The sequence below is a fragment of the Pedobacter humicola genome (genome assembly GCF_056490705.1).
This window is the reverse complement of record NZ_JBWJIG010000002.1, coordinates 248210-270135: the sequence shown is the minus strand read 5'-3', so window position 1 is coordinate 270135 and position 21926 is coordinate 248210. Positions and strand designations below refer to the sequence as shown.

Annotated in this window: 26 protein-coding genes and 2 pseudogenes; 11 read left to right on the top strand and 17 right to left on the bottom strand. The window is 40.9% G+C overall.

Going from position 1 to position 21926, the window contains the following annotated elements; all coding sequences use genetic code 11:
* Window positions 1–188 precede the first annotated feature (188 nt).
* The 4 genes and pseudogenes from AC04Q1_RS04760 to AC04Q1_RS04745 form a co-directional block, all read left to right on the top strand.
* Window positions 189–407 (top strand): annotated as a pseudogene (locus AC04Q1_RS04760) (PAS domain S-box protein); the annotation flags it as partial.
* Window positions 408–435: 28 nt separating this feature from the next.
* Window positions 436–1023 carry a helix-turn-helix domain-containing protein gene (locus AC04Q1_RS04755; RefSeq protein ID WP_478362315.1) on the top strand — a complete coding sequence of 196 codons (588 nt, stop codon included), beginning with the start codon at window positions 436–438 and terminating at the stop codon, window positions 1021–1023.
* 58 nt (window positions 1024–1081) lie between these two features.
* The gene (locus AC04Q1_RS04750) at window positions 1082–1444 is read left to right on the top strand and encodes a response regulator (protein WP_478362313.1); all 363 of its coding nucleotides are present in this window, start codon (window positions 1082–1084) and stop codon (window positions 1442–1444) included.
* A gap of 17 nt (window positions 1445–1461) precedes the next feature.
* Window positions 1462–1989 carry a DUF892 family protein gene (locus AC04Q1_RS04745; RefSeq protein WP_478362311.1) on the top strand — a complete coding sequence of 176 codons (528 nt, stop codon included), beginning with the start codon at window positions 1462–1464 and terminating at the stop codon, window positions 1987–1989.
* A gap of 519 nt (window positions 1990–2508) precedes the next feature.
* Here the strand turns inward: AC04Q1_RS04745 and AC04Q1_RS04740 are convergent.
* A complete protein-coding gene (locus AC04Q1_RS04740; RefSeq protein ID WP_478362309.1) occupies window positions 2509–2757 on the bottom strand; it encodes a hypothetical protein in 249 nt (82 codons plus the stop codon).
* A gap of 217 nt (window positions 2758–2974) precedes the next feature.
* Between AC04Q1_RS04740 and AC04Q1_RS04735 the strand changes: the two genes are divergently transcribed.
* Window positions 2975–3163 carry a hypothetical protein gene (locus AC04Q1_RS04735; protein WP_478362307.1) on the top strand — a complete coding sequence of 63 codons (189 nt, stop codon included), beginning with the start codon at window positions 2975–2977 and terminating at the stop codon, window positions 3161–3163.
* A gap of 440 nt (window positions 3164–3603) precedes the next feature.
* Here the strand turns inward: AC04Q1_RS04735 and AC04Q1_RS04730 are convergent.
* From AC04Q1_RS04730 to AC04Q1_RS04685, 10 genes and pseudogenes are all read right to left on the bottom strand, one after another.
* Window positions 3604–3693 (bottom strand): annotated as a pseudogene (locus AC04Q1_RS04730) (histone H1); the annotation flags it as partial.
* Window positions 3694–3761: 68 nt separating this feature from the next.
* On the bottom strand, window positions 3762–4823 hold the full coding sequence (gene arsB / locus AC04Q1_RS04725; RefSeq protein ID WP_478362305.1) for an ACR3 family arsenite efflux transporter: 1062 nt from the start codon (window positions 4821–4823) through the stop codon (window positions 3762–3764).
* A gap of 1 nt (window position 4824) precedes the next feature.
* Complete coding sequence (locus tag AC04Q1_RS04720; protein ID WP_478362303.1) at window positions 4825–5244, bottom strand: arsenate reductase ArsC; 420 nt, start codon at window positions 5242–5244, stop codon at window positions 4825–4827.
* 12 nt (window positions 5245–5256) lie between these two features.
* Window positions 5257–5793 carry an N-acetyltransferase family protein gene (locus AC04Q1_RS04715; protein ID WP_478362300.1) on the bottom strand — a complete coding sequence of 179 codons (537 nt, stop codon included), beginning with the start codon at window positions 5791–5793 and terminating at the stop codon, window positions 5257–5259.
* Complete coding sequence (locus tag AC04Q1_RS04710; RefSeq protein ID WP_478362298.1) at window positions 5753–6220, bottom strand: DUF6428 family protein; 468 nt, start codon at window positions 6218–6220, stop codon at window positions 5753–5755. Before AC04Q1_RS04710 ends, AC04Q1_RS04715 begins: the two co-directional genes overlap by 41 nt.
* A 53-nt stretch (window positions 6221–6273) precedes the next feature.
* Window positions 6274–6603: an ArsR/SmtB family transcription factor gene (locus tag AC04Q1_RS04705; RefSeq protein WP_478362296.1), complete on the bottom strand. Its 330-nt coding sequence runs from the start codon at window positions 6601–6603 to the stop codon at window positions 6274–6276.
* A 194-nt stretch (window positions 6604–6797) separates the two neighbouring features.
* A complete protein-coding gene (pncB, locus tag AC04Q1_RS04700) occupies window positions 6798–7997 on the bottom strand; it encodes a nicotinate phosphoribosyltransferase (protein WP_478362294.1) in 1200 nt (399 codons plus the stop codon).
* Window positions 7998–8255: 258 nt separating this feature from the next.
* Window positions 8256–8822: a Crp/Fnr family transcriptional regulator gene (locus AC04Q1_RS04695; RefSeq protein WP_478362291.1), complete on the bottom strand. Its 567-nt coding sequence runs from the start codon at window positions 8820–8822 to the stop codon at window positions 8256–8258.
* A gap of 68 nt (window positions 8823–8890) precedes the next feature.
* Window positions 8891–9271: a nuclear transport factor 2 family protein gene (locus tag AC04Q1_RS04690; protein ID WP_478362289.1), complete on the bottom strand. Its 381-nt coding sequence runs from the start codon at window positions 9269–9271 to the stop codon at window positions 8891–8893.
* Between the two features lie 227 nt (window positions 9272–9498).
* The gene (locus AC04Q1_RS04685) at window positions 9499–11328 is read right to left on the bottom strand and encodes an ABC transporter ATP-binding protein (RefSeq protein WP_478362287.1); all 1830 of its coding nucleotides are present in this window, start codon (window positions 11326–11328) and stop codon (window positions 9499–9501) included.
* A 351-nt stretch (window positions 11329–11679) separates the two neighbouring features.
* Here AC04Q1_RS04685 and AC04Q1_RS04680 point away from each other — a divergent pair, with 351 nt between their 5' ends.
* Entirely contained in the window at window positions 11680–12858 is a 1179-nt protein-coding gene (locus AC04Q1_RS04680; RefSeq protein WP_478362285.1) for an RCC1 domain-containing protein, read from the top strand.
* Between the two features lie 121 nt (window positions 12859–12979).
* On the opposite strand, the gene AC04Q1_RS04675 is transcribed toward AC04Q1_RS04680, so the two are convergent.
* Window positions 12980–13201: a transposase gene (locus AC04Q1_RS04675; RefSeq protein WP_478362283.1), complete on the bottom strand. Its 222-nt coding sequence runs from the start codon at window positions 13199–13201 to the stop codon at window positions 12980–12982.
* Between the two features lie 286 nt (window positions 13202–13487).
* Here AC04Q1_RS04675 and AC04Q1_RS04670 point away from each other — a divergent pair, with 286 nt between their 5' ends.
* On the top strand, window positions 13488–13721 hold the full coding sequence (locus AC04Q1_RS04670; protein ID WP_478362281.1) for a hypothetical protein: 234 nt from the start codon (window positions 13488–13490) through the stop codon (window positions 13719–13721).
* Window positions 13722–13880: 159 nt separating this feature from the next.
* On the opposite strand, the gene AC04Q1_RS04665 is transcribed toward AC04Q1_RS04670, so the two are convergent.
* Complete coding sequence (locus AC04Q1_RS04665; RefSeq protein ID WP_478362279.1) at window positions 13881–14369, bottom strand: hypothetical protein; 489 nt, start codon at window positions 14367–14369, stop codon at window positions 13881–13883.
* A gap of 494 nt (window positions 14370–14863) precedes the next feature.
* Here AC04Q1_RS04665 and AC04Q1_RS04660 point away from each other — a divergent pair, with 494 nt between their 5' ends.
* The 4 genes from AC04Q1_RS04660 to AC04Q1_RS04645 all read left to right on the top strand — a co-directional run bounded on the left by AC04Q1_RS04660 (window position 14864) and on the right by AC04Q1_RS04645 (window position 19326).
* On the top strand, window positions 14864–15259 hold the full coding sequence (locus tag AC04Q1_RS04660) for an NAD(P)-binding protein (RefSeq protein ID WP_478362277.1): 396 nt from the start codon (window positions 14864–14866) through the stop codon (window positions 15257–15259).
* Between the two features lie 85 nt (window positions 15260–15344).
* A complete protein-coding gene (locus tag AC04Q1_RS04655) occupies window positions 15345–16535 on the top strand; it encodes a 6-bladed beta-propeller (protein ID WP_478362275.1) in 1191 nt (396 codons plus the stop codon).
* Between the two features lie 5 nt (window positions 16536–16540).
* Window positions 16541–18202, top strand: a complete 1662-nt coding sequence (locus AC04Q1_RS04650) for a carboxypeptidase-like regulatory domain-containing protein (RefSeq protein ID WP_478362273.1) — start codon at window positions 16541–16543, stop codon at window positions 18200–18202.
* Window positions 18203–18285: 83 nt separating this feature from the next.
* Window positions 18286–19326 carry an outer membrane beta-barrel protein gene (locus AC04Q1_RS04645; protein ID WP_478362271.1) on the top strand — a complete coding sequence of 347 codons (1041 nt, stop codon included), beginning with the start codon at window positions 18286–18288 and terminating at the stop codon, window positions 19324–19326.
* Window positions 19327–19504: 178 nt separating this feature from the next.
* Here AC04Q1_RS04645 and AC04Q1_RS04640 read toward each other — a convergent pair whose 3' ends face one another.
* The 4 genes from AC04Q1_RS04640 to AC04Q1_RS04625 form a co-directional block, all read right to left on the bottom strand.
* A complete protein-coding gene (locus tag AC04Q1_RS04640; protein ID WP_478362269.1) occupies window positions 19505–19750 on the bottom strand; it encodes a hypothetical protein in 246 nt (81 codons plus the stop codon).
* Window positions 19751–20249: 499 nt separating this feature from the next.
* Window positions 20250–20789 (bottom strand): hypothetical protein, encoded by a 540-nt coding sequence (locus tag AC04Q1_RS04635; RefSeq protein WP_478362267.1) that lies wholly within the window; start codon window positions 20787–20789, stop codon window positions 20250–20252.
* Between the two features lie 283 nt (window positions 20790–21072).
* The gene (locus AC04Q1_RS04630; protein WP_478362265.1) at window positions 21073–21237 is read right to left on the bottom strand and encodes a hypothetical protein; all 165 of its coding nucleotides are present in this window, start codon (window positions 21235–21237) and stop codon (window positions 21073–21075) included.
* A gap of 64 nt (window positions 21238–21301) precedes the next feature.
* Window positions 21302–21850, bottom strand: a complete 549-nt coding sequence (locus AC04Q1_RS04625; protein ID WP_478362263.1) for a hypothetical protein — start codon at window positions 21848–21850, stop codon at window positions 21302–21304.
* Window positions 21851–21926 lie beyond the last annotated feature (76 nt).

Sequence of the window (21926 nt, the reverse complement as noted above, 5' to 3'; positions counted from 1 at the left end):
ACTGATTCTGGTATTATAACTGAAAAAAAATAAGTGAATTCAGTCACAGAACTGCCGAATGTGTTCCCAAAATTGACATAATCAATACGTTAGTGCGGAATTCAAAACAATTTGGGCAAGATTTGCATTTCAATGGTGTCAGCAGGCAACAATCAGTTAACATGTAGTGATATGAATCAGGAAATGGAATGGTCAAGTTAAAATCTCAGAAGGTTTTTGACCTGGAGTATTTTTTTGAGGTTGTGCCAGACTTATTGTGCATTGCTGGATTTGATGGATATTTCAAGAAGATCAACCCGGCGGTTTGCAAGGTACTTGGCTATTCTGAAGGGGAACTGTTTGCATCCCCGATCAGTGATTTTATCCATCCCGATGATAAGGAGAGGACAGCTGAAAAACGGACAGCACTTTTGCAGGGCCGCTCATTACTGAATTTTGAGAACAGGTACATCACCCAAGGATGGTGCAGTTGTTTGGCTGAGCTGGACATCGGTGCCGATACAAAAGGACAGTCTGGTCTTTGCCATTGCAAAGGACATTACTTTTCGGAGGCAGCTGGAAGAGTATGAGCGGATATCTTCAATCCTTGGGATGATCAATGATGACCATCAGTCGAGGTTTAGACAGCCGAGATCAAGCGTGGACAGGACTTTTGTTGCCTTTAAGGCCGAAGACGATCAAAAAAAAGTTGATGAGCCTTCCCAATCGGACCAGCTCTGGCTCAACAGTTTTGAAAAGATCGTGCGAGAGCATGCTGGTAAAGCAGATCTCAATCTGGACCTGATCAGCGATGGACTTGCACTTAGCCAGCGGCAGTTATTCCGCAGGGTGCACGGCATACTGGGCATTACCCCCAACAAGCTTGTTAGGGTGATCCGCCTTCAGCTGGCCTGGGAAGCGATCGGGTCGGGCAGGTACCGTACTGTAAAGGAAATTTCAAGCATAGCGGGCTATAATTCCAGGGGACATTTTAACCGGCTATTTTATGAGGTGTACGGAATACACGTTGCGGAGCTGTTGTAGCGGTAGGTAACGCTCTTCAAAATTTAATGGCATTTTCACAATATTATAAACAGGATAAATGGCTAAGCGTATATTGGTGATCGATGATGATGAGGACATTCTTAATATTTTGGATATCGTCTTTGCAGAAGAGGGGTATGATGTTATTGTCAAGAACACAGGCACTACTGCTGATCAGGTCAGGCTGATCGGGCCGGACCTGATCCTGCTGGATGTCAGGATAACAGGATTTTCGAAGACCGGGGATGAAATCTGTTCAGAGATCAAACAGGAGCTGGAACTTACAGCAATTCCGGTACTGTTGTTTTCCGCCGAGCCTGATGTGCGTCAGCGGGCCCGTTCATGCGGGGCAAACGGTTACCTTAACAAACCATTTGATATCTACAGATTGCTCGAAAAAGTTAAAGAATTTATAACTTAGTGCGATAATGCGCTACGATGTCCGAAAAACCTGAAAAATCCCGTTCCTGGAAAAAGATAAATCTTGGGTCCGATAGACTAAAAGTTTTTTTTATAAAGCATCTCGACCGTATTTATGGCGCGAAGCTGCACTTGGTTTCCAAACTGCCTATTTTCGCAGACGAAGTGGAGTTTGCCGATCTTAAGAACGCTATTATCGAGACTGTTGCTGATGTGGAAAAACAGATCGCAAGAATGGAAGTTATATATTCCCTGCTGGACGCTGAGGTCTCAAGAGGTAGTATCCACGGACTAACAGGTCTTATTCAGGACGCTTTCGAAGCGATTGATGAACAGGCGGGTGAGCCCGAACTTCGTGATCTTTCGATCATTTTCTATTTGCAGAACATTGAGAGTGTCGAAATGGCCTCTTTCCAGGTTTTACAGATGGCAGCGGTTAAGCTTAAGAACAAACATATCAACCAGTTGCTAAAGGAAAACTATGATGAGGCCAAAGCAGACCGGACCTTACTCTTGCTTATTTCATCCAAATATATTACCAACTAGGCATCGCATCTCTTTTGAAGAGATAAATCATTAATGTTATTTATATTTTATTTCTGATTTTATAAAACGAAATGTGATCAATGGTATTGCTTCCCTGTTCAGCACCCAGATATGTGGCACATTCCTATCAGGAGGATAGGTTGATCCCTTCACGATTTTGCGCTCCGTTTGGGTTTTTGGGAGATTAAGTTCTTATCAGAATTTCAGTAGCAACAACTCCGGCGTAAACTGCCAAAAAATACAAGCTTTAATTAAGAGTAAACGAACGCACCGGGATGCAATTAATTTAGCATGGCCATTTAGGAAAGGGGACAGTACAGAAAAACCTTGGAAAATATGGGATGAGCCGCGAATATTGCACGTAATCGCATTGGCCGTTCATAGACAACAGCTTGCTCTAAGAATGCAGCCGGGCCGAATTCCTGGTTAGGCGCTAAAAACGGAAGTTGACATTAATTATACTGACCCTGAAAGCTTTTAAGTTTCCTTTCACTAAAGTCATCGAATTGATTTTTTTCCTCACAAGCTCACAAGCCTTCTTGAGTTTGAAAGCGGTATAATACTCTGGTTAACAACCCGGACTACATCCCATGCAGGTGAGCCTGAGGGACCGATCGTTCCACAAAGACGGAACTGAAAATTTGCGCCTTCATGCTGTACAGAGATTTCAATGAAATCACTTTCCACATCCAGGGTGGCCAAGAATGTTTTAAACTGTTTCAATAAATGTTTTTTTACCTGGGCAAAACTATCAATTGCTGTCATCATCTTCATTGGCGAGTACAGGCAAATTGCGTGCCCGGAAATACAATAGTCCCATAAGTTGTTTATTCCATGCGGTTTGTTTTAGATTGATGGAGGTAATTCTTTCCGGTCGAAGGGTTATTTCAATTGGATGGATACTCTGGAGGTTTTTTCAGGGGGTTAACTTATGTTAAATTTAAAACTATATTGAATTTATGGGGTTGTTCCATTTTAAGGTATTATGATAAGAAGAGGTAAGGTTAAAGATGTGGATAAGAATGGAATGGGGATTATCATGGATGAAAACCATCAGGAGATCAGGTTCTCCTCCGAAAGTATTTTTGATGATCCGGAAGTCGATAGCGAGGTCACCTTTAACATTGTTCTGACAACTGAGGGCCTAAGGGCTATAGATGTAGTAACTGTATAGATCCGTTTGTAAAATCTATCTTCTGGTCATGCCCTGGTTGGATGTCCTTGTATTTAATGGGGTTTTTCCAAAGTTCTTTTTCTTCATTGATGCATTTGTGGAAAATAGGCTATCTCCTGCTTTTTTGGCAAATACCACGATCAAGGTTGTATGATGGCCGATGCAGTTGAGGCAAGCTGATCTAGCGAAAACTATCGTTATTTTACAATTAATACACTAAATTAATTTTTATATTATAAAGGCACTATCAGGCAAAGCTTTCATCAGCTGTCTTCTCTCGGACTATATTCCCGCAGATAATTTTTATGAACATTTAAACGGCACGTTCGATCTTGATTTTGTTTCCACCAAGTATTATGGCGGTGAAGGGCAGAGCTATAAAAGGAAAATTTCCGGACAATCGCCGGAAATTTTCTAATTTCCCCAAAACGCAATAAACGTTATTTTGCGCTATTTTTCTTTTCTGTTACTTCAGCTCTGATTTCCTGAGCTAAAACTTTTAGGTCCTGCATGGCCTTGCGTACGTGGCTGTTGCACAACTCGGAAATAACCATAAAAGATGGATTAGAATGCGGCAACTTAACATTTGCCGCATTTGTTATCTGTAATATTTCCTGCGAAACCAGAATGCGAGGTTGACCAGCGCAATCAGCGCTGGAACTTCTACGAGTGGACCGATCACTCCTGCAAATGCCTGACCCGAGTTGATCCCGAATACGCCTATGGCAACTGCAATGGCCAGTTCGAAGTTGTTTCCCGTAGCTGTGAAAGCAATTGATGTGCTGCGTGAATAATCTGCACCGAAGTATTTGCCTGCAAAAAAGCTTACCACGAACATAATCGAGAAGTAGATCACTAACGGTATGGCAATGCGAATCACATCCATCGGAATCTGAACGATCAGGTTACCCTTAAGGCTGAACATGATTACTATGGTGAAAAGCAGTGCAATCAAGGTAATCGGGGATATCACCGGTACAAACTTTTCCTGGAACCATTCTCCTCCCTTAAGTTTGATCAAAACGAACCTTGAGATAATGCCCATTGCAAAAGGCAGGCCTAGGTATATGCCGGCACTTTTAGCAATTTCACCAATTGTAATATTCACTTCCAGGCCTTTTAATCCAAAGTAGGGAGGCAATATGGTAATGAAAACATAGGCAAAAACACTGTACAACAATACCTGAAAGATACTGTTCAGCGCTATAAGGCCAGCTGCATATTCGCGGTTTCCTTCTGCCAGTTCATTCCACACCACGACCATTGCGATACAACGGGCAAGTCCAATTAAGATTAGGCCAACCATATATTCAGGATAATCCCTTAAAAAAGTTATCGCTAAAAAGAACATCAATAGTGGTCCGATGACCCAGTTCAGTACCAGTGAAACGGTTAGCACCTTTGTGTCCTTGAATACTTCGCCCATCTTTTCATATCTCACTTTTGCCAGTGGCGGGTACATCATCAGTATGAGTCCGATGGCCAGCGGTATATTGGTCGTTCCGGTGGAGAATGAATTGATCAAGTCTGATGATGATGGTATTAAATAGCCAACACTTACCCCGATTCCCATCGCCAAAAATATCCAGAGGGTAAGATAACGGTCAAGGAAACCAAGTTTTTTCCGCTCGGCTACGGGCGCACAATTAGCTACCGGCATCTTAACGCTTTAAGTTCTCGTTGACAAAGTTCTGTGCGTACTTTCTTATCATTTCCCTTACCTCACGGAACTGCTCCATCACTTCTTCTTCGGTACCGATAGCTTTGCCTGGATCCGGAAAGTTATAATGGAACTTTACCGCATTGGTCGGGAAATAAGGGCAGCTCTCTTTCGCGTTGTCGCAAACGGTGATCACGTAATCGAAATCGATTCCCGTGTATTCATCAATATTGTCAGAGGTATGCCCGGAAATGTCTATGCCATCCCTTTTCATGATCTCAATGGCTTTTGGATTTACGCCATGTGTTTCGATGCCCGCACTATATACTTCTGCTTTATCTCCAGAAAAATGCCTTAAATAGCCTTCTGCGATCTGGCTCCTGCAACTGTTCCCAGTGCATAGCACTAATATTTTCTTCATAAATTTTTATCGTTAAATGACTGTACTGCTCCTTCTTTCCATTAGTACAGTGTCCCTCCAAACCCCGTTCTGTTTTCCAATTTTTTCTCTAGTCCCAAGTGTCCTAAAGCCCGCCTTTTCATGGATGCGAAGGCTTCCGATATTTTCAGGAAATATACCAGCCTGTAATGTCCATATTCCTTCTGCTTCACTCAAGCCGACGAGTTCTTCCAAGAGTGCAAGCCCGATTCCGTTGCCCGATTGCTCGGGGTTAACATATACGCTAACTTCAGCTACCCCTGCATAAACGCAACGCGAAGAAACAGGTGTCAATGCTGCCCATCCGACTAGTTTTCCGTTTTCTTCGGCAACAATCCTGCATGTTCCAAGATGGGAGCTGTCCCATTCTTCCCAAGGGGGCGCACTGGTCTGAAAAGTGGCGTTGCCCGTGCTTATACCTTTTTCGTAAATCAATTTTACATCCTCCCAATCTGAGGCCAATAGTTCCCTGATTTGCATGACAAATGGTTTAACAGCAACCGCCACCAGGTATACAATTGTTCGACGCACCTGCCAGATTAATTATTCCATTTTTTGGCGCATCTTCGACTCCACAGGCTTCCCTAGCAAGACAAGCGGTCTGTTTGGCTAGCAAAAGGAAATTCGTTCCGTCAAAGCCAAGGTCATATTTGCCAATGGTTCCAGATTGGTATTCTACTTCGATTTCGAGGTCTTCCATTCCCAGCACCTTTTCGGAAAGCGAAATGATGTTTAGCAGTTTGCCTGCTTTTAGGCGATGCTCGTAGTCATCTGCGTCCCATAACTGGAAGTTGGCTACCTTTTCATGGCGAACCTTGCCACCACAGTCGATAAAGTCCTTGGTAATGATTCCCACCTCGGTCACATGGAAGTGCTCTGGAACGGTCTCACCGTTTTCTACTTGGAAACTAACTGCTTCAGCTGTTGCCAAGATGGTTTTGATTTCTGATAGTTTCATATTTTTTCTACTTATGCATCGTAATTTTGCGATAGATTTGTTTAAAAAAAGGGCTAGCAACAGCCCTTGGGATCAACATAGGAACCCATAAAATCTCCGAATAGCTTTGCCAGTAGCGCCCAGACCCTTGGTTCTATACAGTAACAGACTTTAACGCCATCTATCGTTCCCTGAATGATACCTGCGTTTTTCAATTCTTTTAGATGCTGTGAAATTGTGGCCTGGGCAAGTCCGAGCTCTTCCACAAGATCACCACAGATGCAGGCATTCGCCGATATGATCTGTTGTAGGATTGCAATCCTTGCGGGATGGGCAATGGCTTTCAAAAGTGTTGAAAGCTGGTTCTGCTCGGTGGTGAATATCTCTGTTTTTGTAAGTCCCATAATTTTATATCGCAATATTACGATTGTGAATAATCTTATCCAAATAATTAATCGTTGTTTTACGATTGATTTATTCAAATATTTGATAATCAATGATATAATTATTGTTTTTATATCATGAAAGGCAAGAAGAATTATCAGGAAAAGCTTTTCATAAGCTTTCAACCCTCAGACTATATCCCCGCAGATAATTTTTACAAACGCTTGAAATGACCAATATTTAGTATTACCTCTGCTGCGGTAATCATGGCCTCATTCCCGGTATGTTTATCCGGGCTATCTGATAACTTTACTACAGGCGTCCATTTACCATTCGCCTGTCTGGTTTCCGTCATTTTGATCACGATGTTCATCGCTTCTAAACCTACATCGTTACTGAGGTTTGTGCCAATGCCAAATGAAAACCCGATCTTATCCCTGCAGTGATCTGTAATTCTGGCAACCTTTTCGTAATCAAGTCCGTCGGAAAAGATGATGGTTTTGGTCAATGGGTCTATGCCGAGCCTGCTGTAGTGCGAGATGAGCTTGTCTGCAAATTCAATTGGGTTGCCGCTGTCCTGGCGTACACCATCGAAAAGTTTGGAGAACATTTTATCGAATTGTGTGAGAAATACATCTGTTGTGTAGGTGTCGGAAAGCGCTATGCCCAGATCGCCACGAAAAACATCCACCCAGTGTTGTAGGGAAGCGGCATTGGCCTGAGGGAAACCATACACTGCTGCATGGTACATAAACCATTCGTGGGCATGGGTACCTATAGGCCTGGTTTGATGGAGCATGGCAAAATGAACGTTACTTGTGCCCACAAATGTTTTTCCTCCCTCGCGGTTAAAGGTATCGATCACAAGTTTCTGTACATGGTAGCTGTGGCGGCGGCGGGTGCCGAATTCGGCAATATTTACCCCAAGTGCGCGGAACTGTTTTGCCTTTGTAGCAGTACCTTTAATGAGCGCTTCATCCGGTATCCTTTTGCCATCAGTCATTTGGTAGTACAGTTCGCAGATCAGCGACATCACCGGTACTTCCCAAAGGATGCTCCGGTACCAATGTCCTTCAATGCGGATGTCGATATCTTCCCCTTTCTGTATAATGCTCACCTCATTTGGGTCGTAACGGTAACCAGCCAAAAAATCCAGATAAAGCGGATCAAGATAGGGGCAGTTAACACTGAGAAAGTTCTTTTCTTCATTTGTGAGTTGCAGTTTAGACATTTCATTTATCCTTTCCTTCAAAACATGCCCAAAACCTAAAGGAAAGCGGTGTTTTCCGCGGTTGATAAAACTGTAGCGGGCCATTGCCGATGGGAAAAGGCGTACCACAGCCTGTTGCATGGTGAACTTGTAAAAATCATTGTCCAATATAGATGGCGCTGAATCAAGGGGATGGGTAATCATTTTTATAATAATCGGCTGTTTTTATAAAAGGAGTTTTTGATTTAAGTTTTTGTGGAAACGGAGGTGCTGCCCGGGGCTGATCATGTTCCTTATCTCTTTTTATGTGTACATTTCGGATCTTTTTAGATTGCGCATTATCGTTGATTATGTTATACAAGGTATTAATTTCATTTCAATAACAATGTTACGAAAGTATTGCATATGGTGGACCCTCCAAAGGTTGTTACCCTAATATTTGTATCTTTTCCAAGGGGATCTTCACCTTTTCCTGATGATGCTTAAGAAAACAGGGGTGATGCCCAAATAGCTGGCGATATGTTTTTGAGCAATCCTGTTCATCAGCGTGGGATATTGTTTTCTGAACAGTGCATAACGTACTTCGGCCGAACTGGAAAGGGCCAGGGTAAGCCGCGCCTGGTAGAGGGCAAACCCATTCTGGAACAGAATTCTGAAGAACCGTTCGAGTTTGGGCAACTCGTTGTAGAGTTCTTCCAGATGAGTAGAACTGATAAAGTTTATTTCAGTATCTTCAAGTGCTTCGATGGAATAAACTGAGGGTAGGCCTTGCGAAAAGCTGATGATGTCGCATGCCCACCAGTCTCTGGGACAGAATAGGACGCTGGTTTCGCTTCCGTCAGGATGGTTTTGAAAAATACGTAAACAGCCTTTGGTTACAAAATAAATATTTCTGCAGTAAGCCCCGGCCTGCAAAAGCACATCATTTTTGCTGATTGTTTTTGTTTGCAGTCTGTTTTCAATCAGATGCTTTTCAAAGGGCTCCAAATGGATATGCCTGGCCAGGTTCTGAAAAAAGAGTTCGTACATTGTTTTTTTTTATTAGCAAGGCACGAACCCTTTTTGATAAATTAAAGAATCAGCGCATTGCCCAGCGTTTAACCAAGTTTTTCTACGGGATAATCATCGGGTAGCTTAAAAAAGCTTACCAGACGTGTGATTTCAAAATTACCATTAAATTCAAAGTAATCATATCCTACATTCGTCCTGCCAGAAATTTCTACACTCCAGGCGTATCTTCCACTTTGATGATGGTACTCGGGCTCTTCCAAGATGCTGAACTTCCTCTCTGGCATAATGCCAAGTGATTTGTGGGCGAAAACAGATAGGGCTTCCAGTCCATTGTATTCACCATACGGATCGGTATAAACGGCATCTAAAGTCCAGCACTTCTTAAATTCCTCCCTGTACTTTTCCAAACTGTTTTCGTTCCAGGCTGAAACGTACTGACCGATCATTTTTTCAACTGATGTATTCATAATAACTGTGTTTTTATTTATACAAAAGTAGCCCGGCTGCCCCCGGTAAAAATATAACTAGTTTAATAAAACAAAATTCTGTTGTTTACTCATCGTTCCTTGAATTCCCGTTATTATATTATTTATGCAGAAGAATTTTAATTTGATGAGAATGCTGCCTGATAATTTTCGGGAGTGCCGATCTGCCTTTACAGGTTTATGATTTTTGCCGGATAAATTTTGGACTATCAGGCGCCCATATCGAACTGCAGACCGCTCAGGTATCTGTAAAGCCCCTGATCAGTTCTTATCAGTTCCTTATGCGTGCCGGATTCAATAACCTGTCCACCTTCCAGTACGATAATTTTGTCGGCTTCACGGATAGTGGATAACCGGTGTGCTATGATTATGGATGTACGGCCCTTCATCAGTCCCTCGAGCGCCTCTTGCACCAGACGTTCGGATTCCGAGTCCAGCGATGAGGTAGCCTCGTCAAGGATCAAAATTGCCGGGTTTTTTAACAGTGCCCTGGCAATTGCGATGCGTTGCCGCTGTCCGCCCGATAGCTTTACTCCCCGTTCACCGACCACCGTCTCATAGCCGTCAGGAAATGAGCAGATAAAATCATGTGCATTTGCCTGTTTTGCCGATTGGAGAATTTCTTCTCTGGTAGCAGATAATTTTCCGTATGCTATGTTTTCCAATACAGTTCCTCCAAACAGCATCACATCCTGCGGAACGATCGCCACCTGGTTCCTGATGTCAGTGAGTGAATATTCTTTTGCTGGCCTGCCATCGAACAATATATTGCCGCTCTGGGGATGATAAAACTGTAAGATCAGTCCTGCGGTGGTGGATTTTCCAGAGCCGCTCGGACCCACGATCGCTATCCTCTGACCGGCACTGGCCTCAAAGGATACCTTGTTCAATACTTCTATTTCCGGTCGGGAAGGGTAGGCAAAGCTCACATTGTCAAAGGAAAGATTGCCTTCAATTTTCTGGACCACTAAGGAATCTTTTTCATTTATGGATACCTCTTCGCCCTTTTCCGCCAAAATTTCCAGTACACGTTCGCTGGCCCCTAAAGCCTTTTGGAGGTTCGCAAACAGTTCGGGGAAACTACCGAGAGAACTTCCCAGGAACATCGCGTAAAGCGAAAATTTCAACAGTTCACCAAGGGTGATTTCCTGCCGGCTGACTAGGACGCAACCGTAGCCAACCACTGCGAGAATACCGCCAAAAACACATAATACTATAAATGAGACAAACATTCCCCTGAATTTGGCTCCTTTGATTGCGATGGTGGCCACCTCAGCAATGGTATTGCGGTAACGCGTGGCCTCGTAAGATTCATTTACAAAGGCCTTGACATTGGAAATGCCCAATAGGGTTTCTTCTACTATCGTATTGGATTCTGCCATTTTATCCTGGGCCTGCCGTGAGATTTTTTTGATGAACCTGCCGAATAAAACGGCAAAGACGACCATCAGCGGCAGGACCAGCAGAAGGGCAAGTACGAGTTTTTTAGAAATGATGGCCATAAATACAATGCCGCCCGCCAGCAGGATCGCCTGCCTCAACATTTCGGCGATAGTGGTGGTCAGCGTATCCTGTACCTGTGATAGATCTGCGGATATCCTGCTGTTGAGCTCGCCCACCCTTCGGCCTGAAAAAAAGCTCATAGGTAGCGTGATTAACTTAAAGTAGGTGTCGCGTCTGATGTCTGCCAACGAGCGTTCAGCTACATTGACAAACCAGAGTATACGGAAGTACGACACCACTGCCTGTAGGGCCAACACAATAAAAGCCAATAGCAAGATACCGTATATCGTTCCGGGCAGATAACTGCTGGTCTTTTTTCCCTGGGCAGTATCAATCAACGCACCGATGAATGTAGGAAATGCAAGGCCCACAAGGCTTGAAAGAAACAGAAAGCACAGTGCGGCTATGAACTGAGGCCGGTATGGTTTTAGGTAGGTAAGCAAACGTGTCACCTGGCTTAAGGATTGCCTGTTGATCTTTGCCTTTGGCAATTCAATGCCCTGTGGATTACCGCTGTTTAAATGTTTCCTTGCCATGTTTTTTGTTAAAATAAAGTTCTCAGAAACCCTCAGTATTGGTATGTGAGGGTCTCTCTTTTATCACATATTCTCTTATGGAGAATATCATAATAGTCAAAACGGACCAGACCGTAAAATACTTTAAATTATTTTAAAAATATAAGTATAACTAACGTGGATTGGCCAGGAAACATCCGGCAGTTGCAACGGGCGATAGAATCAAATGTATTGGAGGATGCGAACTGTTTTATTAAATATACGAACGCTTTGCGTGAGCGCATGGTAACAATTTACAGCTTATAATTGTGGTGCATAATAAGAATATGTTACCCACCAAACAAATTGCCATGGAAAAGGTTAACAGTATCAATGTTCACGCTGTATGGTAAATATCTTTCGGTCGCCAGGCGTCCAAAGATGATCTGGAATTTCTTCCAGATGACAACTGTTTCTCTGCTTTTGATTTTATCTTCTTGCAAAAAAGGGTCTCCAGGCGATAGCGATGGCCCCATGACCGAACCACAGCCAACTTTAGATGCTTTTCTGCAGGTTGCTACCTCAGAACTCAACACCATGGCAATAGATAGTAAAAATATACTATGGAGCACGGGCGATAATAGAGGCGCCGTGTTAGGTTTAGGTAACAAGAACAAGTATACTGCCTTCGCCCGGGTGCTCGATCAGGTAAAATCTGTGTCCGTTTCTGATTCACGTTCCATGATTATCAAGAGCGATAATTCCGTATGGACTTCTGGCAGTAATTCATTTGGAGAACTGGGGATCGGCAATTCAACGTCAAACGGCAATTTTGTAAAGATTGCTGACGCTGCCGAGCAAATCGAAGCTGGCCCGGAAAATGGCTTTTTGATTAAATCAGACCACACTTTATGGGCCAGTGGTTTCAATCATTATCAAATCTTCAGTACCCTTTCTACGGCTGATGTCAGCGATAGGTATCAAAAGATCGCAGAGAACGTACAGGCTATATCTGCCGGTCAAGCGCATCTGCTGATGCTAAAAACAGATGGTAGTTTATGGGTGTGCGGTCAGAATGTAGACGGACAGCTCGGCGCAGGTACTAATGCTGAGCAAAGAGGGTTCGTAAAGGTAATGGATGGTGTAAAGACCATCAAGGCATGTTCTTATCATTCTCTGATAATAAAAACAGATAACAGCCTTTGGGCGGCCGGTCATAACGAGTACGGTGAGCTGGGCATTGGTAATACTATCAATCAAAACCGTTTCGTAAAAGTGGCGGAAGGTGTAACAGCACTGGCAGGCGGCCGTTTTTTTTCCCTGTCTATCAAAATGGATGGAACCCTATGGGCTTCGGGATATAACAATCAAACTTTTGGTATTACCGGCCCGGATCAAAACAAATTCATCAAAGTGGCAGACAATGTTACGGCGATTGCAGCATCGGAATACCATTCGTTAATGATCAAAAATGACAGGACTATGTGGGCTACTGGCAGTAATACTTACGGTGAAATTGGCGCGGGATCGGAACGGTCTCTACCAACTTTCACTAAAGTCAAATTGCCATAATTACCGCACGAGGTACATATCTGTATATTTCACCAAAAGTGATTCATCATCACTTTTGGTGAAGGATTCCATACCCTACTGGGGATTCCGCTAAAAGTGGTTCTTCCCCAAATTTTGGTGGTCAATCCGGCGCTAATACCAGTCTTTTTCTGAGTGAATCGAAGCTTGCCCTTCCATACATCTGACCTTTAATAGTCTTCAGTTTATTAACATTGCCTTCGACTGGACCATTGCTCCAATGTATATGGTTTATTATGCAAGCGTCAACATCATTCTTAATTTTAGTCTGATGCCAGGCTTTAATTGTTCTGTGCAGGTGCCAGCATCTGATGGTTAGGGCCAACTAAAAACCTTGTAGCGTGATCAATTATGGCAATACCCTTAGATCAACGAATGGAACATTAACTATGCTATGGCACGGCGGGCGTTAACGAGGTAAGGGTACGGATGCGGTGCGCTTCTCTGGCTAACAGCATGGTGCCATATTTATCGATCTTCCTTTTATTTTGCTGTTTAGCAAGGTGGGGTACAGGATCATCATGATGAGGGTGCGGTGCCGCTGCCGCATTTACTTACTATGCCCGCAAATATCCCTACCAAAGGTGGTATCGCTAAGCAGCAGTTTTGCCATGTGGGCACCTGAAAAAATTATAGCGAAGGACCTCATTTTCTTCTCTTCAGAAGCTATCCCGGTAATGCCTTCTCAATGCTATACAAAGTTTGCATCTATAGATAATCCTTATTCCAGGGTCTATGGAAGGGGAATTTATCTTGTGCCTAATGTGAAGAAAGTTACCCTAAACTGGTATGCCAGCGAGTGGTCGGAAAAACGCCTGCAGAACTTTGATTTTAGGGTAGAGTAAGTAGCTTTATCCTGCGTAATAAATATTTCTGAGAATAAAAAAGACCCTATAGCTTTAGTGAGGCACTCTACGAAGAATGCAAGCCGTATGCGGTCAAGGTTATGTTCTTTGCACCGGGGCTGACACTACTAATTTTATGCATGCTGCTGATCTCAATAATCAAACGGGCAACGCACTTATCATGAGCGCACCTACACAGACGGCTGACCAGGTAGCCGACGAATTTATCAAAGCGTATACACGATCGCAAAGGTTTAAAGTTTCGGGCGCGTTTAACCTCCTGGCCGCAAAAATCCTGAGCCTTATAACGAATTCTTTCATCGCCTCCGGCTTCTTTCCCGAAAAAACCTGGTTTTCAAAATCCATAACATGTTGGGGTTTTTCGTCCAATGCTGTTTTTTTTACCTTCCTGTTGGATGCTTCATATGCTGATCTGGCCAGATGGGCCTTAACAAACAAAACAAGCGGATCCTCATGAGAAGCGTTCCGCAAATGGGCCTGAAGTTTGGAATCCCAGTTGGTAACGGCATCTGCAACGGATGCACCCCGTCCGGTCACGCTGCCGCGCGCATCGTCAGGAAGGATGCAAACGAACCCGGGTGATTCATTGTATACCTCTGCACCGAGTTCCTTTGCAATCCCTTCCATTCTATCAAAACTGTATCAAGTAGCATCTATACTTGATAAATTAGGCCATATTTTTGCCAGTGTATCGATTTCAAAATTCATTCTTTTATTTATATCAACTTATATATTTTACGACTTTTCCGATAACAGTACCGTATGAATAGAGATTTGATAAGAATAGGCTCCAATTCCGCATTAAGGCGTTAGATCATTTTTTTCTTTAATTCGTACAAAAATGTAGTTGGAAATTTTGCTTTAAGTAAATAAAGACTTACATTCAACAAAAATTAACCAAATGTATAAACGCTCTCTCTCATTTCAAACGAAATATTTTATTTCTGTAATCCGTAATTCTCAGGTTTCTTTTTTATCGATGGCGCCGCATCACCGTCAGTAAATCTCATTTTAAATTCTTAACCAAATTTTTATTAAACAAGTTAATTCCCAATGGATAGTAAATCGTTTTATCTGATTTACATAAAAAATAGTTCTAAAATTAATCTCAATCTAAAACCATGAAAAAAGAAGTAAAAACGGCGCTAATTGTTGGCGCTGGGCCCGGCGGACTTACCGCTGCATTTGAAATGTTATCAAGAACCAAAATTAGACCGATAATATTTGAAAAGACCAACGAAATCGGGGGGATTTCAAAAACAGTTAATTTCAAGGTAAATCGAATCGATATCGGTAGACATGGTTTTTTCTCCAAGTCAAAAAGAGTTATGGAATGGTGGGAAATGTTTTTGCCTTTGGAGATTCCGGATAGTGATACTGATAATCCAAAACAAGATTTTGATAGTGAAAAGGTTATGTTGATCCGTAATCGATTATCACGTATTTTTTATCTCAGAAATTTTTTTGACTATCCTATTTCGTTGAATTTCGAAACATTGAAGGAGCTGAACCTGTAAAATAATTAAATATCATATGATGAATAAACAGTTAATGATTTTTTTTCGCCGATTTACCTGCTTCAGTTTTTTTATCTGCCCGGGCATGATGTGCTCCCTCGCTCAATCTCAGGGCAGGGAAAGTGATCCTGTCAAAGAGATTCGGTTGGATCTGGATAATGCCAAGGGCGGTGTTATGAGTGATTTTTTTAGTCAAGTTAGGTATATCCCTTTAGAAAGCACAAAAAAATCAATATTTGGAAGGGTTACGCAAATGGAGATCACGGACGACTACTTTATTATTCTGGATGATGATACCAATTGCATTCTTCTCTTTAATAGGGATGGCAAGTTTCATTGTAAAATTAAAGGTGGGGGCGGGTACAGGGACCCTAGAAAGATGATCGTTAGTTTTACGGTCAACCGGTTCAAAAAATGTATTGTTTTTAAGAATTCAGAACAGGACGTTTATCATTCGTATGATTTTGATGGCAAGAAACTATCCGATGTAGATTTTCAGAAGTTTGGATATTGGAATTCTATACAGTACATCGGTTCTGAAAATTTCGTTGCCGACAACGGCTATGGTAAAAGGGATGCTGGGAAGAAAACCAATTTCATCACGTTTGTAAAAGAGCTGAACCAACCTTATCTGAATTTTTTACCCCGGTCCAAAGTAGATTACCTGGGCGGTGATGTCTTCGGGGTTGATGGTGGCCCTTTCTATTATTCGGGTGGGAAAGGTCCGTTATTGTATACCAAGAGTTATGATTACACCATTTATAAGATAGCCGATTCATCGGTTGCACCATGGTGTAAATTTATATTTCCTGCTTCACATGCAATACCACCAGATTTTTTTTCTAACGAATTGTACAAGGGAAAAAAAATTAAATATTTCCAGGACAATGGCCAAATGATTTATTTATTGAGCAATTGTTTCTATATCAGAAATAGTCTTTTTTTTAAAGCCAACAGTACTGGTAGCGGCCTTAAAAAAAACTATCTCTTAAATCTGAATTCGGGTAAGCTGATATGCCTAGACCGGGTGCGTACAGATCAACTGGCTTCATTCATACCCCTTGTTAATGGAGATAGTTTCAGTCAATATGGTTTTATGGCATGCGACGGTTCATCCGTATATTCCACGATATCTTCCGTGAATCTTTTAGATTACATTAAGAAAAACAGTCAGGATAATCCTGTGTTGGCTGATTCAATGAAAAAGATGTTCAAAAATATTAACGGCCAACAGAATCCTATTATAAGAATAATGGATACAAATGACAATTTTTAACTGTTATGTACAAACATAAGCTATTGTGGTTATTTGCGGTTGTTATATGTCATGCGATTTGTATACCCCGTGTAGTAGGACAGGGAAAGGTTGTTGAGCCCACAGGTAGCGTATCAGGGGTGGTGTTTGATAAGTCAAATAATTACACACTGGAATTCGCGACTGTATCAGTATACAATACCAAGGATAGCCTGATCAGGTATTTATTGACAAATGATCAGGGCAGCTTCAAATTGGACAGGCTTCCACTTCAGATCCCCCTGGTGCTAAAAGTATCCTATATCGGGTATAAAAGATCATCTGTAAGTTTTTCTATTCCAGAATCGGAAAAAAAAGTGGACTTAAAGCAAGTGATCATGGTCAAGACGGAAAATGAACTGGAAGAAGTCACTATCAGGGGCACACCGCCCCCCGTTTCCATGAAGGGCGATACCCTAGAGTTTAATGCTGATGCCTTCAAAATGCAGCCGGACGCCGTAGTTGATGACCTGCTCAAGGCGCTGCCTGGGGTAATCATCTGGAGTGACGGTTTAATTACGGTCAATGGAAAAAAAATCAGTAAGGTGCTTGTTGATGGAAAGCAGTTCTTTGGGGGCAGCACCGAAGTCATAACCAAAAACCTACCGACCGGTGTTGTGGAGAAGGTACAGGTGTATGAGGATAAGAAAGGTGATGCACTGCATCATGCTACTGAAATGAATGTTGTACTGAAAAAGGGTGCCAAGAATGGTCTCTTCGGTAAAACTGGCGCAGGATACAGCAATAAAAAACAATTTGATATCAATGGAATGTTGAGTTTTTATAATCCGAAAACGCAGTTGACTTTAGTTGGGACCCTGAACAATGTAAACAAGAGAGCAAATAGTGTTTATGAATTGTTAAATTATAGCGCCTATAAGAGCGGGTTAACATCAAGTTCATATACATCTGATTTCTCTAAGACAGGTCTTAATAAATTTTCATCTACAGGTTATTCATTGGAACACAACATTTCCAAAACAAAAGTCCTTAAGTCGGAATATTACCTCACAAATACCAATTCCCGGAATCTGGAAGAAAGCACGACTATTTTTGCTGCGGAATTAAATAACGATCTTAAAAAGGAGCATGTGTTAGATGCTGATAATTTTGTGAGAAACCAGAATTTCAAAGTCGGGTATAATGATGAAAATGAGAAGTCCAGGGGCTATATTGATCTGAGCTTTAACGATTCCAAAAGTTCCGGCTCCAACAGTATGCTGGATCAGTCCCTAGGTAAAGACATGAATATTGTCAGTAATTACAGAGTAAATGAGTCAAATAATTTATATCAACAAAATCTGGGCCTGAGGGCGGGTTATATAGATAGGGGCAGGCCTGGCGAAAAAGAAGGGTTCAGGTTGTACAGCGTAGATTACGCGTTTGCTTACAAAAAAAGAAATAATGACAGAAACAACTATTCGGTATTTACTACAACGGATACCGCGCAGAACAGGATCTTTGACAGAAACTATGACGATAGGGATGAAAGTTTTTACAATGAGCTAAGTTTTGTAAAACGTGAGTTGCTGGGTGTGAATTTCTCCCGTTTTTTTCAATTGATTTTAAGAATTTTATCAATCATTATACCATCAGGGAGAAATCACTTGTTCTGGATGACAATGTTGCGGGAGGTTCGGGTTTTGTAAATGAAGCGCTGACCAATAGTTCCAGGTACAATACTGTTGATGAGCGCTTGGGACTGGATTTAAGCAAAAACTTTATAAAAAATATGTCAGGAAGATATGCAAGGAACTTGAATATTAATATCTATCCGCAATTTAGCTTTTATTCACAGAACAATGCCTCTGAGAAAAATTACCAGAATTTCGATAAAGGGTATATAAATTTCACACCAATGGCCAAAGTCTCTTACAAGGATGAGCGGTATGGACGGTTCGAAAGAAATTACGCGCTAACATATAATACAAGTATTCAATATCCGGGGATCTATCAGCTCGCACCCTTAATTGATAATACAAATATCTATTATCAGAATTTTGGCAATCCCAATCTCAGACGGTCCTATGAACACAGTTTAAGTTTCAGTTTTAAACACACTAATTTATCAGATAAAAACCTGTTTTATAACATCGATGTAAAATCGGGTTTAATAAATTCATATATGGCTGATAGTAGTATTTATGATGCGATAGGAAGAAATATCCATTATACTGTAAATGTGCCATACCGGAAATATCTAACCATGTCAGCCGGGATTTATAAGGCATTGAAAATTAATGAACAACAGGTACAGATCAATTACTCAGCTTCGGTGAAATTCTCCACCAATCCCAGCTTCATCAATGCTGTCGGAATAATTTCGGACAACACTTCAACATATAATTCCCTTACTCTTAATTACGGGTTTCGCGGTTTGGAACTGGGAATGTTGGGTGGTTTTCAAACATTTAAGACCGTTCAAAAGGGAACATCAAGAGTTGTATTTGAAGGTAGTACATTGGTAACGGGACTTTCTGCAATGGTCCGTTGGCCTAAAAATTTTATTCTGAGTAGTAATGTTGATTATAAAAGCAATAAATCAACTGGTTCTGACAATATTAATTTTGCGATCTGGAATGCAGGGATTAATTACCGCTTTTTGAAGAAAAAGGATGCTGAAGTGATGTTTACGGCATTAGACCTGTTAAGACAAAACAAGGGCGTTATAAATTATTCTTCTCTCAACGGAATTACCCGGGGCGAGGTAAACGTTCTCCAGCAATATTTCATGATCACATTGTCCTATTTCCCCAGGAAATTTGCTTTTTAAATTATTCTATGTTTAAAATTATAAGCGCGATAGCGATCCATCTATTTCTTGTCTTGGCATTCTATTTTTTACTACTGGATGCGAAAGTCATGTTAACGGTGCCAGATAACATCAATCTTTTAAATTGGGATACCAAATGGTATAACCTGATCAAGGAGAATGGATATGTTTTCAAAGCTTACGAACCCTGCAATATGGCTTTTTTTCCATTCTTTCCATACTTTTGGAGATGGATAGATTTATCTGCAGTGGGGATAAGCATCATGAATCTGTCGATATTTCTGTTGGCGGTATATTTTCTCCTTAAAGAATACAAAATTTCAACCATCTTTTCGCTTTTTATCTTAGCAATACCCTCTCTTATGTTTATGGCTGTGCCATATTCAGAATCCTTGTTCTTTGCTTTCTCGACACTGTTGATCATAGGTTATAAAAAGAATAATACCACATTTAAAATCATCGGATTTTAGGTTCTTCTCTGATTGTTATGCTCCGGAGTTGTTTCCTTAAAATTTGACATCGCACTTTTTCGAGTGCTTCAATTTGCAGATTGAAAATTTGCCCTTTGTTGGAAACTCTTGCATATCCGATCTTCTCTATGTATCACTAAAACCTTTCTTGGTAACTTTAATAGACTTTGTTTTGTGATACAGGTTTTTGGAAATCAGAGTATGTAAGATATAGCTCAATCCAAAACAGATTTAAGAATCTCACAATCCCACCGTTATTCGGAAACTATTGGGAAAGCCAATCTTCAAAGAAGATCCTAGAAATATCCTTGATGAACAATTACTCTTTATATTTGCATCAATGTTTATCGTCAAAGTTATTCCAAGTTTTGAAATTGGCTAATTTAAAAAGACCGATGAATTTCTCACCGGACCATTTGTCGCCTTTTTTGCAGCGTATAAAAGTAGTACTAGCTAATTATCACCTGAAACAGATGGTGCTTTGAAGCTAATGCGCTTCAAGAATCCATTTAAGATCTTATCTGCCTTTTCCTTATCCGCAAGTTTATATTGAAGGCTACCCGAAATACCCCTTCGCCCTTTTTTATCGGAAATGAAAGACGTAAAATATTCGTCCCCACTTTTTATGCTCTGGATTAAGAATCTGGTACTATTAACTTTAATGATTTCTGCACGGTTCACATTTGCTGCGCCACCAGTACCCTTCATCATGTTTAACCACTCTTCCTTCCTATCCTCAAGCCCCTGAAAGTCCTTTAGATCAGTCGTATAATCTTCAAAGCCCAGGAGTACGCCGCCGACATCGTAGGCCCTGCCATATTGAGACATAGCCAGAGATGCCCTGAATTTATGTTTGGTAATTGCTGATAATTCATTTTTTGATAAGCGGGCTGACTTCTGCGGAAGGTCTATATTTGCGACCTTGCTTAGCGGCTCTTCTTGTTGGAATATGGTGAGGCAATTGATCACTATTGCAAAAATGATTATTTTCATGGTTCTCTTTTTTTAATTCGTTTTTATTATTCGACTGAATTTGTCCTGCCCAGGTAAGCGGAATAACCGTCCCATCCGCTCCAATTATTTGTGGCACCGCAGTACTATTGCCTTTAGGCACCTTATAATAGTTAATTGCATTTTCCAAAAGACTAAGCAACGCTTTTTCCTGTGCACAAGATTGGGTGGCTAGTGTTTGCTAGTTCAATGTGTAGGCGTCCTTATTGCTATTGTAATGTTAATATCCTTCAAAATACTTCTGAAAGGCAACCCGGCATTCATATTAATGAAGGGTCATGGCTTCCCTTATATCATCAATCGCAAAAGAAGTCACTCCTAAGTTTTTTGTTGAACTTTCTACTAAATTTGAAGTGGTTAAATCCTCATCTAAAATAATTTCGCTTTTAGGTTTAGCTCTTACACAATTGTTATAAAGTGTGTTTTTCATACACACATATAACAATTGAAGTTAACCCAAAAAGACGTCTATAATAAAACCGATTTAGCCAAAATTATTCAATATTTAATATTCTAACTATATACGGCTCCAGTAAAACAACATTATTCAGCCATCCATTATTTTTTGGAATCATAGATGATATGGAATTAGAATACGCATTAGAGACCGTTTCAATATCAATTAATGGCGTACCATCTTGTCTGGTATATTTACTTGTAGCTTTAGCTGAAATATTATAGATTAAAACTGGTATTATCACGTAAATTTTTTGTTTACCATTTAGCCAATTACTATAATTTAAGCTATAAAGTTTTTTATAAGCAGGGAAAAGTTTGAAACCTAAACTATCGGTAGCTATAATTTTATTCAAAACGCCTTTACCTTTATTATTTTTAATAATTTCTAACTTAAAGTTGATCGCGTAAACGGCAACGCTGTCCTTTAGTGTACTATAACTAAAGGTTTTAACAAAAATAGAGTCTATGTTTTTTTTTAAAACCTTTAAATTGCTAGTTTTTGTTATATTTTGTGCTTTCGTTTGAAAAAGAAAGCCTACAAGGAAAAATGTAATAAATGTTATTGTAACTATTCTGATTTTCATAATACTTTTGTTGGCGTCTATTAACCCGGATAAACAATAGAGTCCGGTAGTTTAGATAAATCTCGAACGAATATAT